This is a genomic window from Actinomadura mexicana (assembly GCF_900188105.1).
In the GTDB taxonomy this organism is placed as follows: Bacteria; Actinomycetota; Actinomycetes; order Streptosporangiales; family Streptosporangiaceae; genus Spirillospora; species Spirillospora mexicana.
Genome location: NZ_FZNP01000003.1, coordinates 604,142 through 617,734 on the forward strand (window position 1 = coordinate 604,142; position 13,593 = coordinate 617,734).

10 protein-coding genes are annotated in these 13,593 nt (G+C 71.8%); 5 read left to right on the top strand and 5 right to left on the bottom strand.

The features are described 5' to 3' along the window. The first annotated feature begins 115 nt into the window (after nucleotides 1-115). Together CHC11_RS11225 and CHC11_RS11230 are read left to right on the top strand one after the other, a co-directional pair. Complete coding sequence (locus CHC11_RS11225; protein ID WP_218826009.1) at nucleotides 116-3,091, top strand: hypothetical protein; 2,976 nt, start codon at nucleotides 116-118, stop codon at nucleotides 3,089-3,091. Nucleotides 3,092-3,118: 27 nt separating this feature from the next. After that, nucleotides 3,119-4,462: an alpha/beta hydrolase gene (locus CHC11_RS11230; protein ID WP_218826010.1), complete on the top strand. Its 1,344-nt coding sequence runs from the start codon at nucleotides 3,119-3,121 to the stop codon at nucleotides 4,460-4,462. Between the two features lie 45 nt (nucleotides 4,463-4,507). On the opposite strand, the gene CHC11_RS11235 is transcribed toward CHC11_RS11230, so the two are convergent. Continuing rightward, nucleotides 4,508-6,049, bottom strand: a complete 1,542-nt coding sequence (locus CHC11_RS11235; RefSeq protein ID WP_245919061.1) for a GMC oxidoreductase — start codon at nucleotides 6,047-6,049, stop codon at nucleotides 4,508-4,510. Nucleotides 6,050-6,260: 211 nt separating this feature from the next. Between CHC11_RS11235 and CHC11_RS11240 the strand changes: the two genes are divergently transcribed. Together CHC11_RS11240 and CHC11_RS11245 are read left to right on the top strand one after the other, a co-directional pair. After that, nucleotides 6,261-7,340 carry an NAD(P)H-dependent amine dehydrogenase family protein gene (locus CHC11_RS11240; protein ID WP_089311571.1) on the top strand — a complete coding sequence of 360 codons (1,080 nt, stop codon included), beginning with the start codon at nucleotides 6,261-6,263 and terminating at the stop codon, nucleotides 7,338-7,340. A gap of 13 nt (nucleotides 7,341-7,353) precedes the next feature. Beyond that, nucleotides 7,354-7,833 (top strand): carboxymuconolactone decarboxylase family protein, encoded by a 480-nt coding sequence (locus tag CHC11_RS11245; RefSeq protein ID WP_089311572.1) that lies wholly within the window; start codon nucleotides 7,354-7,356, stop codon nucleotides 7,831-7,833. A 340-nt stretch (nucleotides 7,834-8,173) separates the two neighbouring features. Here CHC11_RS11245 and CHC11_RS40200 read toward each other — a convergent pair whose 3' ends face one another. Together CHC11_RS40200 and sigJ are read right to left on the bottom strand one after the other, a co-directional pair. Then, on the bottom strand, nucleotides 8,174-8,365 hold the full coding sequence (locus CHC11_RS40200) for a hypothetical protein (protein WP_143227025.1): 192 nt from the start codon (nucleotides 8,363-8,365) through the stop codon (nucleotides 8,174-8,176). A 160-nt stretch (nucleotides 8,366-8,525) separates the two neighbouring features. Continuing rightward, nucleotides 8,526-9,434, bottom strand: coding sequence for an RNA polymerase sigma factor SigJ (gene sigJ, locus CHC11_RS11250; RefSeq protein WP_089311573.1), 909 nt, complete (start codon nucleotides 9,432-9,434; stop codon nucleotides 8,526-8,528). A gap of 226 nt (nucleotides 9,435-9,660) precedes the next feature. Here sigJ and CHC11_RS11255 point away from each other — a divergent pair, with 226 nt between their 5' ends. Then, entirely contained in the window at nucleotides 9,661-11,127 is a 1,467-nt protein-coding gene (locus CHC11_RS11255) for an MFS transporter (RefSeq protein WP_089311574.1), read from the top strand. Here CHC11_RS11255 and CHC11_RS11260 read toward each other — a convergent pair. Continuing rightward, entirely contained in the window at nucleotides 11,120-12,394 is a 1,275-nt protein-coding gene (locus CHC11_RS11260) for an MFS transporter (protein WP_089311575.1), read from the bottom strand. The genes CHC11_RS11255 and CHC11_RS11260 overlap by 8 nt on opposite strands. Further along, complete coding sequence (locus CHC11_RS11265; protein ID WP_218826011.1) at nucleotides 12,373-13,545, bottom strand: glycosyltransferase family 4 protein; 1,173 nt, start codon at nucleotides 13,543-13,545, stop codon at nucleotides 12,373-12,375. Before CHC11_RS11265 ends, CHC11_RS11260 begins: the two co-directional genes overlap by 22 nt. Nucleotides 13,546-13,593 lie beyond the last annotated feature (48 nt).

A 13,593-nucleotide genomic window follows, 5' to 3' on the forward strand; every position in this document is an offset into this window, starting at 1 on the left:
GTGCCGCATGCCGGGCGAGGGCGGGGTGCGGAGTCGGTCGCGGCGGCGGGGGTTTCTGGTAGCGGCAGTGCTGGTCCTCGCCCTTGGCGCGCTGGTCGCTTCGCAGGTCGGGAGCTTGCTCGGCGTTCAGGCCGCGCCCGCTGCGGTGCCCCTGGAGAACGGGGCGGCCGCCGAGGCCGGGTCGGTCGCCGCGCCGCCGCGGCTCTCGTCCGTCTCGTTGCCGACGAGCGGGACGGACGTCGAGCGGCGGCGGGAGCGGCTTGCCGCTGAGGCCGTGGCTTCGGCGCTTGGCGGGCGGGGGCTGCCGAAGCCGCGCATCGGCTCGGGGGATGCGCGGGGTGGAGGTGTTCTGCGGGTCGCGCGGGTCGCGCGGGTGGCGTCGGTGGCGTCGCCGGGCGCCTCGGCGGGACGGGCGCACCAGGCATTCCGGCTCCGCCAGAGGGGGAGTGGACTACTCCTTGAGGCGGCGACGGCCGAGGGCGCTGCCAACGGGCTCTATGCGGTCGCCGACCGCATCCGGTCCGGTGCCGAAGTGCTTCCCGAAAAGGACGACGGCCGGGTCGTCGCGCCCGTGTTGCCGTTGCGGTTGACCGACCACGGTTCGGTCGGGCTGACGGCGGACAAGGCGGCCTTCGCGGTGGGGGACGACTACGGGCTCAACACCGACGCCGTCGGACCGGCGTTGTCGGGGCGAGCCCCCTGGGTGGACGAGTCGGCAGTCGCGACCATCGCGGCGCAGTTCCGGCAGTTCGTGGACCATGCGCTCGCGAACGGCTACAACGGCGTCGTCGTGCCCGGTTTCCTGGAATATGTCACGTTCAGTGGGGTCGGCGACGGTCATGCCGTCTACGGGGCCGGTGATTCGCATATCGCGCGCGCTCTGGCGATGCGCGAGGCGTTCGGGCCGAGTTGGAAGTACGCCCACGAGATGGGCATGAAGGTCTACTTCCAGACGGACATGCTGGCGCTGTCACCGCCGCTGGAGAAGTACCTCGGTGACCTCGACACCTCCAGCCCCCGGCTCTGGTCGGTCTACCGGGCCGGGCTGCACGAACTGTTCACCGCCTTGCCCTACGTGGACGGCCTGGTCGTGCGCGTAGGGGAGGGCGGCGAGGACTACGGGCTCGCCGGGTGGGACTACCGCTCCGAGATCAAGGTGACCTCGGTCGAGCAGGTGCGGGCGATGCTCAGGGCCTTCCTGCGACAGGCGGACGCCGACGACCGCGACATCGTGTTCCGGACGTGGAGCGTCGGCGTCGGCGCGGTCGGCGACATGCACACCGATCCGGCGTCCTACCACCGGGTTCTCGACGGCATCGAGAACGAGCACCTGATCGTTTCGACCAAGTACACGCTGGGCGACTTCTACAGCCATCTGCCGCTCAACACGACGCTGCTGACCGGACGGCAGAAACGGATCGTCGAGTTCCAGTCGCGGCGGGAGTTCGAGGGGTTCGGGGCGCTGCCGAACGATCTCGGCGGCCTTCACCAGCAGGCCCTGCGGACGTTCCTCGCCACGAACCCGAACATCGTCGGCATCTGGAACTGGACGCAGGACGGCGGCCCGCTGCGGGCCGGGCCCATGACGCTCTACCTGCGCACCGGGTTCTGGCAGATGTGGGACGTCAACGTGTACCTGACCGCGCGCCTGGCCTGGGACCCGGAGTTGGATGTCGCCGCCGCCACCCATGACTGGATCAGGCAGACGTTCTCCGCCGATCCCGCCACCGTGTCCGCGATCGCCCAGGTCATGGCGCTGTCGCGAAGCGCGCTCGGCAAGGGCCTCTACATCGGCCCGTATGCCGGCACGTCGGTCAGGGCGCTCGGGCTGGAACCGCCGCCGATGATGTGGATCTTCGAGTGGGACATCGTCACCGGCGACAGCGCCGCGCTCGACACGATCTACCGGGTCGCGAGATCCGGGCTGGACGGGGCGATCGCCGAGGGCGACGAGGCGGTGGCCCTCGCGCGCAGGATGCAGGCTCTGGTCGACGGCACGGCCCCCGCGTCCTGGCACGACCCGGCGCTGAGGCGGCAGTTCGCGGACGCGCTGGCCTACCAGGTCGACCTGTTCGGCACGCTCGCCGCCTACCGGACGATGGTGCTGCGGCACGCGCAGTGGCTCGACAGCGGCTCGGGGTCCGCCAGGACGGCATGGCGCGCAGCGGAGAAGCGCTTCCGGACGGCCGCCGCCGCCCACGAGCGGCGCTACGGCCAGGACACCGCCCTTCCGGCCTACAACTTCACCGCGGCCGAGATCGGGATGAAGCACGCCGATCGGGACGAGGCCATGGCCTGGTTCGCGCGCAGCCTGCTGCTGGTCCTCATCCTCGTCTTGCTGCTCGGCGTGCCCAGATCGGCTGCGCTGCGGGCTCTGTGGGTCGGTATGACCCGGCCATGGCGAGTCGCGTCGGTCGAGCCGTCCGGGAACGTCGACCGGACGCTCGTCTGGGCACTGCCCGCTCTCGTGCTCGTGCTGAGCCGGGCCGTCCACACCTGGTTCGCGGCACCCGCCCATCTCGTGCTGGTGCTCGGTGCCTGGCTGGTCTTCGCGTTGACGCTGCGGTGGCTGACGCGGGGCCGCGACCGGTTCGCGATCGGCGCCGCGATCGGCGGGGTCGCGCTGGTGCGCAGTGTGATCCTGCTGGTCGCGCTGGCAGGGCGGGGTCCCGGCCGGTACTGGTACGACTTCTGGACGGAACCCGGGTTGCGCTTCCTCTACATCACGGTCGCGTTCGGCGCGTTCTGCTGGACGTTCGCGGTCGCCTACCTCGTCCTGCGCGGCGGCTATGGCCTGTCGAAGCGCCATGCGACGGGCGCAACGCTGGTCGGAACGGGCGTCCCGCTGGCGGCTCTCGGCTCCCTCGTCGCCGCGATCGGGCTGGAACGCGCCCTGACGATCTGGAACGACCAGATGGCGCTGCTGCCCTGGGGGCTCTCCCGCATCCTCGGCATCACGACCTATCTCGGCATCCCGTCCGCGATTCCGATGGTCGCCGCCGGAGCCGGTGGGGCCTTGGCGGCGGCCGGGGCGCTGCTCTCCTTCCGCGCGCCGGAGGCGAGGCCGGATCCGGTCTCGCCGTTCCACTGACCGACCGGGCGGTATGTAATGCGCACCATGCGCCTCCGCCCCCTGGCCGTTCTCTCCGCTCTCGCCATCTCCGTGCTCGTCCCGGCGGGTGCGGCCCGCGCTGATCGAGTTCCCGACGACCAGCCGCTCCCCGGATACACCATCGACAATCCGCCGCTCGCGCCCGTCCAGGTGGACGGAGAACCGTCGCGGGTGCTCCAGGGCGTCCACCGCCATGCGGCCTACGACATCGAGGTGCCGCCGCAGTGGAACGGCAGGCTGGCGCTCTGGGCCCACGGCTATGCAGGCCAGGGTCACGTCCTGACGGTGGAGCCGCCGCAGTACGGCCTGCGGCAACGCCTTCTCGACCAGGGCTACGCGTGGGCCTCGTCGTCCTACTACGACAACGGCTACGACGTCCGCGCAGGCGTGCTGAGCACACGTGACGTGGCCGATCTGTTCGCCCGTGTAGTGGGCCGCCCCGAGCAGCGCGTCATCACCGGCGTTTCCATGGGCGGGCACATCATCGGACGCTCGCTGGAGCAATTCCCCGGGTATTACGACGGCGCGCTTCCCATGTGCGGGGTCCTCGGCGACAACGAGTTGTTCGACTACTTCCTCGACTACAACCTCGTCGCCCAGGCCCTGTCCGGCGTCCGCGAGTACCCGGTCACCGAGCAGTACGCGACGGTGACCGTCCCGAAGATCGAGGCGGCGCTCGGGCTGACCGCGCTGCGGCCGGGCGGGCCGGACACCACGAACGAGCGCGGAAAGCAGTTCCGCTCGATCGTCATCGACCGGACGGGCGGGACGCGTCCCGGCGCCGTGCCGTCGTTCGCGTTGTGGAAGGACTTCCCGTTCACTCTGGCCGAGCCGCCCGCCCCGGACGCCACCCTCGCCGAGGATCCGGGCCAGGTAGGGACCAACCTTCTCACCCGGTACGAGCCGAACAGGCCGGTGGACGTGAACAGGACGGTCCAGCGGGTGCGGGTCGCGAACCTGCCGGCGCGGCTGTCGAACCGGCTCTCCCAGGTGCCGCGCGTCAACGGGCGTCCGGACGTCCCGGTGCTGAGCCTGCACGGGCTGGGGGACCTGTTCGTCCCGTTCTCCATGGAGCAGATGTACGCGAGGGACGTCGCGCGGAACCACCGGTCGCGGCTGCTCGTCCAGCGGGCCGTCCGCACGACCCAGCACTGCGAGTTCTCGAACGCGGAAGCGGGCACGGCCTGGGACGATCTCGTCCGCTGGATCGGCGGGGGCGTTCGGCCCGCGGGTGATGTGACCACGCGGCCGTCAGTGGTGGCGCGTCCGGACTACGGCTGCCGGTTCAGCGACCCCGCCGCCTACGCGGCCGGGACGGGGACGCGGCGGCTGTTCCCCGCCTGCGCGTAGAGGGGTTCCGGCCACGCGCGCCCGTGGCCGGATCCCGGCGGATCGTCACAGGTCGGTGGCGATGATCTTCTCGATGTTCCGCTCGGCGAGGGCGGTGATGGTGACGAACGGGTTCACGCTGGTGTTGCCCGGGATGAGCGAGCCGTCGATGGCGTAGAGGCCCGGGTAGCCGCGCAGCCGGCCGTAGTTGTCGGTGGCCTTGTTCAGGACGGCGCCGCCGAGCGGGTGGTAGGTGAGGTGGTCGCCCCAGATCTTGTAGGTGCCGAAGAGGTCGGTCCGGTAGATCGTCCCCTCCTTGCTGTTGATCTTGTCGAAGATCGACTTGGCCATGTCGATGCTGGACTGCTTCCAGGCGGTCTGCCAGTTGAGATCGACCCGTCCGGCGGAGGCGTTCCAGGAGAACTCGGCCCGGTGCGGGGTGTTGGTGATCGACAGGTAGAACGAGGCGTACGTCTCGATCCCGGTCGGCAGCGGCGCGACCTCGGCGAACGCGCCGCCGGCGTCCCAGTTGTCGATGCCGCCCGTCGGCATGCCCGACTGGAGGCTGCCGGTCGGGTCCCACAGGTGGTTGGCGCGGCCGACCATGACGTTGCCGTTGTCGCCCCAGCCCTTCCCGACCTCGCCGCTCAGGTTGGGCAGCGCGCCGGTCGCCCGGAGCTTGACCAGCAGCTTGCTGGTGCCGACGCTGCCGGCGGCGAAGAACACCCGGCCGGCGGTCACCGTCTTGGTCGCCACGACGGCGCCGGTCGTGTCGATCTGCTCGATGGCGACCGTGTACCCGCCGCCGGACGCGGGCGACACCGAGGTCACCCGGTGCTGCGCCGAGATCGCGACCCGGCCCGTGGCCTTGGCCTGCGCCAGGTAGGTCTTCTGGAGCGACTTCTTGCCGTAGTTGTTGCCGTAGAGGATCTCGGCGTTGAGCGCCGACTTCGGCACGGCGCCGGCCGCCTCCTGCTTCATGTAGTTGAAGTCGTAGACGTTCGGGACGTAGACGAACTCGAACCCCGAGCGCTGGGCGTGCTTCCGGCCGACCCGCGCGTACTGGTAGCAGTCGGTGGTGTCGAACCAGGCCCGGTCGATCTCGTTGACGCCCAGCCCGGCGTTGGCGCGCGGATAGTAGACGTTGTACATCTCGTCGGCGTTCACCGAGGGCAGGACGGCGCTGAACCGCGACCGCTTCGGCGTGACCGCCATCCCGCCGTTGACCAGGGAGCCGCCGCCGACGCCGCGACCCTGGTAGACGAGGATGCCGCCGAAGTCCTCGGCGTCCAGGATCCCGGTGTACTTGGGGACGTCCTTGTCGATCGGGAAGCCGAGGAAGTTGCTGAGGGGCTGCTTGGTCCGCGTCCGGAGCCAGTAGGCGCGGTAGTCCGGCGACCTCATGCCCGAGAAGATCTTGCCGTCCGAGCCCGGGGTGTCCCAGGTCATGCCCATCTCGACCATGTGGACGTCGACGCCCGCCTGGGCGAGGCGCAGCGCGGCGACCGAGCCGCCGTACCCGGTGCCGATGACGAGGACGGGAACGCGGGCGCCGTTGGCGATCGGCGCCGGGACCGGGGCCGCCGCGGCGCCGGTCCGGCCGAGCATGCCCAGCCCGACGATAGAACCGGTTCCAACGATGAAACCACGACGTGACACGCTAAGGGACGGGGTGGAGTCCCGCATGTGACCTCCCTCACTCGTGAAGTTAGAACGTGTTCTATATGTAAATGTGAGTCACGTCACGAGCTACCTGGAAGTATCTCGTGTCCACATGTGGACTACCAAGTGCTTGCTTGGGACCTGGTACATTCCGCGCATGATCTCCGTGGTCGTCTGGGGTACCGGCAACATGGGACGGCTGGCCGTCCGCTCCGTCGAGGCGCATCCGGCGCTCCGGCTGACCGGCGTGATCGTCCACGATCCCGCCAAGGTCGGACGGGACGCGGGCGACCTCGCCGGCCTCGGCCGCGACCTGGGCGTCGCGGCGACCGCCGACGCCGGCGCCGTGCTCGCCGCCCGCCCGCAGGCCGTCGTGTACGCGGCGTCGGGCGACATCCGGCCGGACGAGGCGCTCGCCGACGTCCTCAGGGCGGTCCGCGCCGGGGCCGTCGTCGTCACCCCCGCCCTCTACGCCCTCTACGACCAGGGCGGCGCGCCGCCGGAAATGCGCGCGGAGGTGCAGGACGCGATCGCCGAGGGCGGCGGCTCCCTGTTCGCCTCCGGCGTCGACCCCGGGTGGGGCAACGACGTCCTGCCGCTGCTGGTCAGCGGCCTCGGCGGCACGATCGACGTCGTCCGCTGCCAGGAGATCTTCGACTACTCCACCTACGACCAGCCCGACTCCGTCCGGTACCTGGTCGGCATGGGCCAGCCGATGGACTACGAGCCGCCGATGCTCGCCGCGACCGTCCCGACCATGGTGTGGGGCGGCCAGGTCAGGCTGATGGCCCGGGCCCTCGGCGCCGAGCTGGACGAGATCCGCGAGACCGTTGACCGGCGCCCGCTCGACGCCACGATCACCACCGAGTCCATGGGCGAGTTCGAGAAGGGCACGCAGGGCGCGGTGCGTTTCGAGGTCCAGGGCATCGTGGCGGGCGAGCCCCGCATCGTCATCGAGCACGTCACGCGCATCCACCCGTCCTGCGCGCCTGACTGGCCCGTGCCCCCGGACGGCGACGGCGCCCACCGCGTGGTCATCGAGGGCGTCCCGCGCATCGAGGTCACGGTCGAGGCCACCGACGAGCACGGCAACCGCGCCGCCGGGGGGAACGCCACCGCCGCCGGGCGCCTGGTGAACGCCATCGACTGGCTCGTGGACGCCGAACCGGGGCTCTACGACGCGCTCGACGTTCCCGTCCGTCCCGCCGTGGGCAAACTCGGCAGGACGGCGTCATGAGAAGGGCAGGGCCGTGAACATCGAGATCCCCGAGGGCAAGGACCCGATCCAGTACGTGTGGGGCGAGATGGTGCCGGGCATCGGCCCCGCCGCCTCGAACCTCTCCCTCGCCGTCTACGCGCACACCACCCTCGGGCTCCGCGAGTTCGAGGCGGCCCGGCTGCGCGTCGCCCAGCTCAACGGCTGCCTGTTCTGCCTCGACTGGCGGACGGAACGCGACGGAGAGAAGGTCGAGGACGGGTTCGCCGACGCGGTGACCGAATGGCGCACCACCGGTGCCTTCGACGACCGCACCCGCCTGGCCGCCGAGTACGCCGAGCGCTACGTCCTCGACCACCACGGTCTGGACGAGGATTTCTGGACCCGGATGTCCGCCTGCTACACCCAGGCGGAGATCGTGGAGCTGAGCATGTGCATCGGCTCCTGGCTGGCCTTCGGGCGCCTCAACCGCGTCCTCGGCCTCGACGCCATGTGCGTCCTGCCGCATCCCTGAGGCTCGGCCGCCCCCGGAAGAGCCGGGCCCGGTGCCACCCCGCACCGGGCCCGGTCTCCGGGCGGAACCGCGAACCCCTTCGGACCCGACATCAGCGAATCACGCCCGTCCCCCGAAAGTCAACTATTCCGACTGGCTTAATAGGAAATAGGATGCGGGTGTCGGGAACGGCGCGGTGCCCGGAGGGCCCGGTCGAGGGGGTGCATCCGGCCGCCGTGCCGCGGTCGGCTGGAGTGCGATACCGGGTCTGGGAAGTGCCGGCCCCCTCGCGACTGCGAGAGGGCCGGCGAATGTGCTGCGCCTCACAGGATGAGGACAGGTCGGGGCCTAGCGGGCCGCCTCAGGTTGCCGGCGTCGCACCCGGCTCGGTGGCCTCGGGGGCCTCGGTGGCCTCAGGGTAGGTCCACCCCTCTTTGCCGTTGGGGTCCTCGTTCCACACGGGCCCGGGGGCCTCGGGGTGGGTCCACCCCTCTTTGCCGTTGGGGTCCTCGTTCCACACGGGCTTGGGGGTGCTTGCCGGTGTTCCGCTCATTTCTTGTTCCTTCCAGGGCATTTTATTTGTCGGTGTCGCGTTCGGGATACTAGAGCGTCCGGGGAGTGATTGTAAAATGCCCAGATATGTCAAATGAATGGCCTGCCCGTGGCGCGCGTTCAGCCGGAAACCGCGCCGTCCATTGCCGAGTGGTGCGGGGTCAGTCGTCCTCGTCGATGTGGGTCAGCTTGTCGGGGTTGGTGACGGCGTAGACGCCGCGGACGCGGTGGTCGTCGGGGTCCAGGTCGAGGACCATGACGGCGAACGGCGCGTCCTTGTCGAACAGCACCGCGGACGGGTCGCCGTTGACGGCGCGGTAGGAGATGTCCAGCTCCGCGGGCCTGCGCGCGGTCGTCCCGGCGATGACGCGCGCCACCCGGCCGGCCCCCTGGACGGGACGCAGCGCCGCCGTGCCCCTGGACTTGCCGCCGCCGTCCGTCCACAGCGTCACGTCCGGCGCGAGGATGTCCATCAGCGCGTCCAGGTCCCCGCCGAGAGCGGCCTGGAGGAACCGCTCCGTCGCCTGCCGCTGCACCTTCGGGTCCGCCTGGTAGCGGGGGCGGCGGGCGTGCACGTGCTCCCGGGCGCGGTGCGCGAGCTGCCGGATCGCCGCCGGGCTGCGGTCGAGGATCGGCGCTATCTCGGTGTGCGCGTACCCGAAGACCTCGTGCAGGACGAACACCGCCCGCTCCAGCGGCGTGAGCGTCTCCAGGACGACCAGCAGCGCCATCGAGACCGCCTCGGTGCGCTCGGTGGACTCGTCCACGTCGTCCCGGGTCACCAGCGGCTCGGGCAGCCACGGCCCCACGTACGTCTCACGGCGGCGGCTGATCGCGGCCTGCCGCGACAGCGCCGTGTTGACCGCGATCCGCACCAGGTAGGCGCGCGGGTTCTCGATCTCCCCGGGGGCCCCGGCGGCGCTGCGGGACGCCCACGCCAGCCACGTGTCCTGCAGGACGTCCTCGGTGTCGGCGACGCTCCCGAGCATGTTGTAGACCACCGAGAACAACAGCTCCCGGTGACCGGCGAACACCCGTGTCGCGGTGTCGTCGGCGGTGCCCTCGGACATGGCTCGACCTCCTGTGCGCTCCCCCCTCAGAGCGGGACCGGACCCCGGAGTGTGACATCGGCGGCCGAAGTGTGACCTGGACCTCATCGGCGGCCCGCCGCGTCACACTCCCGCCTCCCGATCCGCTCATGGGTCGCGGAACGAACAAGCCAGGGGAACCCGAAGGGCCCTCTGCGCACCCCGTACCCGGCGCTCGCCGGAGCGGGTCCACCGACCGGAGGTCTCCATGACCGAATCCCCTCCGTCCTTCCTCGCGACGGGACGCGGCAAGCTCACCCTGACCCTGCTGTGCGCCATCGCGTTCCTGGACTTCATCGACGCCTCGATCGTCAACGTGGCGCTGCCCGCGATCCGCGCCGACCTGGACTTCTCCGTCCAGGACCTGCAGTGGGTGCCGTCGGGCTACCTGCTCACCTACGGCGGGTTCATGCTGCTCGGCGGACGCCTCGCCGACCTGCTCGGACGCCGCCGGGTCGTCGTCGCGGGCACCGTGCTGTTCTCGCTGTCCTCGATCGCCGGCGGCCTCGCCACCACGTCCGGGACGCTCATCGCGGCGCGGCTCGCCCAGGGCGCGGGCGCCGCGCTGATGCTGCCGGGCACGCTGTCGATCCTGACGACCAGCTTCAAGGAGGGCGGCGACCGCGGCAAGGCGCTCGGCGTGTGGGGCGGCGTCGGCGGCGGCGCCTCGGCCGCCGGGGTCCTGTTCGGCGGGCTGCTCACCGACGGGCCCGGCTGGCGCTGGGTGATGCTCGTGAACGTCCCGGTCTGCGTGCTCGTCGTCGCCGGGCTCTTCCTGCTCGTCGAGGGCGACCGGCGCACCGCCCGGCTCGCGGGCTTCGACGCGCTCGGCACCGTCCTCGTCACCGGCGGGATGCTGCTGCTGGTGTTCACCCTGGTCAAGGCCCCGGAGGTCGGCTGGGACGCGGGGCGCACGATCGGCGGCCTCGCCGGAGCGGCCGCGCTCCTGACGGCGTTCCTGGTCAACGAGCAGCGCAGCCGGAACCCGCTGCTCCCGCTGTCGATCTTCCGGATCCGGGGGCTGGCCGCCGCGGACGTCACCCAGCTCGTCGCGGTCGCCGGGTTCCTGTCGATGTTCTTCTTCCTCAGCCTGTACATGGTGAACGTCCTCGGCTACTCGCCGCTGGAGACCGGCTCGGCCTACCTCCCGCTCTGCGCCGGCGTGGGCGTCGCCGCGGGAGCGTCCGCCCCGCTGATCGGACGCGCCGGGACGCGGCCGGTGATGATCACCGGGCTGTTGCTCGCGGCCGCCGGCATCTACCTGCTGTCGCGCATCCCGGTGGACGGCCACTACCTCACCGACCTGCTGCCCGGCCTGATGGTCACCTCGTTCGGGCTCGGCTTCACGTTCGTGGCCGTCACCACCGCGGCCAACGCCAACGTCCCGCCGGACAAGGCCGGGCTCGCGGCGGCGCTGCTCAACGCCTCCCAGCAGATCGGCGGCGCCCTCGGCCTGGCGATCTTCTCCGCGGTCGCCACCGCCCGCACGGGCGACCTGCTGGCCGACCGCAGGCCCGTGCCGGAGGCGCTCACCGGCGGGTTCTCCCGGGCGCTGCTGGCCAGCTCCCTCTTCCTGGTCGCCGCGGCCGTCGTCGCCCTCCGCGCCGCCAACAGCCGGGGCGAGGCGTCCGCGCCGGAGCCGGCGGAGAAGGCCGGTGCCGTGCCGGTCACGTAGGGGACATGTTCCCGGCGCCGGGGACACGGATGAAGAACGTCCCCAGCAGGACGACCAGTCCGGACATCGCCAGCACGAACTGGCCCGGCGCCAGGCCGAGCGGGGACGCGCCGGCCTCCCTCAGGAGGTCGGCCGCGACCCCCGACACCAGCGCCGCCAGCGCCAGCCCGAACCGCAGGACGGCGTGGAAGGCGGTGAGGGCCAGGTTCCGGTTGACGCCGCTGAGGGCCTCCTGGAGGTAGGTGATCCCGCCCACCAGGGCGCTGGTCGCCGACGCGCCGAACACCACCGCCCCGGCGAACGCCCACGGCGCCGAGCCCAGTGCCGCCATCACCGTGATCGTCACCCCCTGCGCGGCCGTCCCGACCCGGATCTGCGTCATCAGGTTCCGCACCGCGCGATGGACGATCAGCAGCCCGATCAGCGCGCCCACCCCGAACAGCACCACGAGCGTCCCGAACCCCACGGGCCCCGCGGCCAGGACGTTCCGCACGAACACCACGCCCAGCGAGAACAGCGCGCCCAGCCCGAGCGACACCACCGCCACCCCCGGCAGGACGCCGCGGACCACGGGCAGCCGCAGCGCCGCGAGGAAACCGCGGGACGACGCCTCCTGCTCGCTGCGCTCCGCCTCCCGGCGCTCGGCGGGCCCCGGACCGAGATCGGGAATCGAGCGGATGGCGAAGTAGCAGGCCAGGTACGTCAGGGCATCCAGCCAGAACACCAGCACGTAGCGCCAGCTGCCCTCCAGGCCGATGTGCTCCGAGACGTAGAGGATCAGCCCGAACCCCCCCGCGCCCACCGGGATCATCCCGTACGAGGTCGCCATCGTGATGCCGTTGGCGATCTCCAGCGTGCCGGTGTCGTGCCGGTTCTCCTCCTCCTCGATGAGGAACGGGATGGACGCGTCCCGGGCCGGCAGGAAGATCAGGCCCGCCACCTCGATCATGAAGGCCCAGAAGTACACCCACACCAGCCACGGCACGATCGGCAGCGCCAGCGCCATGCCCGTCTGGACCAGGGTCGACCACATCAGCACGCTCCGCCGCCGCCAGCGCGTCACCACCCGCGCCGCCACCGGCGCGCCCAGCGCGGACGGGAGCAGCCGCAGCACCAGGACACCGCCGACCGCCGTCGTGGAGTCGCTGAGCTCCAGCACGAAGTACATCAGCGCCAGGGTGCCCATCCAGTCGCCGAACGAGGACACGGTCTGGCCGACGATGAGCCGCCGGAAGTCGCGCTTGTTCAGCTGCTCCCTGAGTCCCATGCGGGCTCCATCCCCGGTGTGTCGTGCATCGGCGCGTCGAGGACGGAACCGTTCAGAAGGGCGGCGAGCCGGGCCGCGGCGGCGTCCCAGCTCCAGCGCTCGCACGTCCACCGCCGTCCGGCGGCCCCCATCGCGGCGGCTCGTGCGGGGGAGCCGAGCAGGCGGTGCAGGGCCAGGGCGATCTCGTCCGGTCCGGTGGCGTCGACCAGGACCCCCGTCCGGCCGTCGATCAGGGACTCGGGGCTGCCACCGGACCGGCCCACCACCACCGGCAGCCCCGCCGCGGACGCCTCCAGCACCGACAGGCCCAGCCCCTCGGTCTGCAGACCCGCCCGGTCGTCGCGGCACGGCAGCGAGAACACGTCGGCGGCGGCGTAGTAGCGCGGCAGCTCCGCCGCGGAGACGGGCCCGGTGACCGTGACCGTCCCGGGCGCCTCCCGGTCCGCCGCCTCGGTGAGCCTGCGCCGCATCGGACCGTCACCGACGATCACCAGCCGGGCGTCCGGGCGCCGTCGCACCACGTCCGCCCACGCGCGGATCAGCATGTCGTGGCCCTTGCGCCGCACGAGCCGCGCGACGCTGAGCACCACCGGCCCGTCGCCGAGGCCGTGCCGGCGGCGGACCGCCGTCCCGTCCAGCCCCGGCCGGAACCGCACGGTGTCCACGGCCCCGGCGAGCCGCGCCAGCCGCGTCCGATCGCCGACGGCGTCCTCCAGTTCCGGCAGTGTGGTCGCGCTGAGATGGGTGAGGACGTCGAACGACCGCGCCGCCGCCCTGAGCGCCGCCCGCGTCGGCGGCGCCCGGAACCACCCGAGCTCCTGCCCGTGCGCGGACCCGACCAGCCACGGCACCCCGGCCGCCCGCACCAGCGGCGCGTACATCCCGAACGGCGCCGCCGCCGTGATCCACCCCGCCTCGACCCGGTGCCGCACGACGAGCCGCCGCAGCCCCCGGAACAGCAGATACGCGTGCCGCCGGACGACGGGGAACCCGAGGCCGGCGTCGAACTCCGCGGCCCCGGCCCACGCGGGCGCCACCACGACCAGCCGGTCCGCGGGCAGCCGCCGCACCAACTCCCACGTGAACGTCTGCACCCCGCCGGACTCAGGCGGAAAGTGCCCGGTCAGCACCAACGTCCGCGGTATCTCCATGCGACCACGATTTCCCGCCCAGCCGCCCCCCAACCAAACCGGCCGACC

Coding starts and splice junctions, on each gene's coding strand:
- CHC11_RS11230 (WP_218826010.1), top strand. CDS start 3,119: ATGCGCCTCCGCCCCCTGGCCGTTCTCTCCGCTCTCGCCATCTCCGTG.
- CHC11_RS11235 (WP_245919061.1), bottom strand. CDS start 6,049: ATGCTCGGCCGGACCGGCGCCGCGGCGGCCCCGGTCCCGGCGCCGATC.
- CHC11_RS11240 (WP_089311571.1), top strand. CDS start 6,261: ATGATCTCCGTGGTCGTCTGGGGTACCGGCAACATGGGACGGCTGGCC.
- CHC11_RS40200 (WP_143227025.1), bottom strand. CDS start 8,365: ATGAGCGGAACACCGGCAAGCACCCCCAAGCCCGTGTGGAACGAGGAC.
- sigJ (WP_089311573.1), bottom strand. CDS start 9,434: ATGTCCGAGGGCACCGCCGACGACACCGCGACACGGGTGTTCGCCGGT.
- CHC11_RS11255 (WP_089311574.1), top strand. CDS start 9,661: ATGACCGAATCCCCTCCGTCCTTCCTCGCGACGGGACGCGGCAAGCTC.
- CHC11_RS11260 (WP_089311575.1), bottom strand. CDS start 12,394: ATGGGACTCAGGGAGCAGCTGAACAAGCGCGACTTCCGGCGGCTCATC.
- CHC11_RS11265 (WP_218826011.1), bottom strand. CDS start 13,545: ATGGAGATACCGCGGACGTTGGTGCTGACCGGGCACTTTCCGCCTGAG.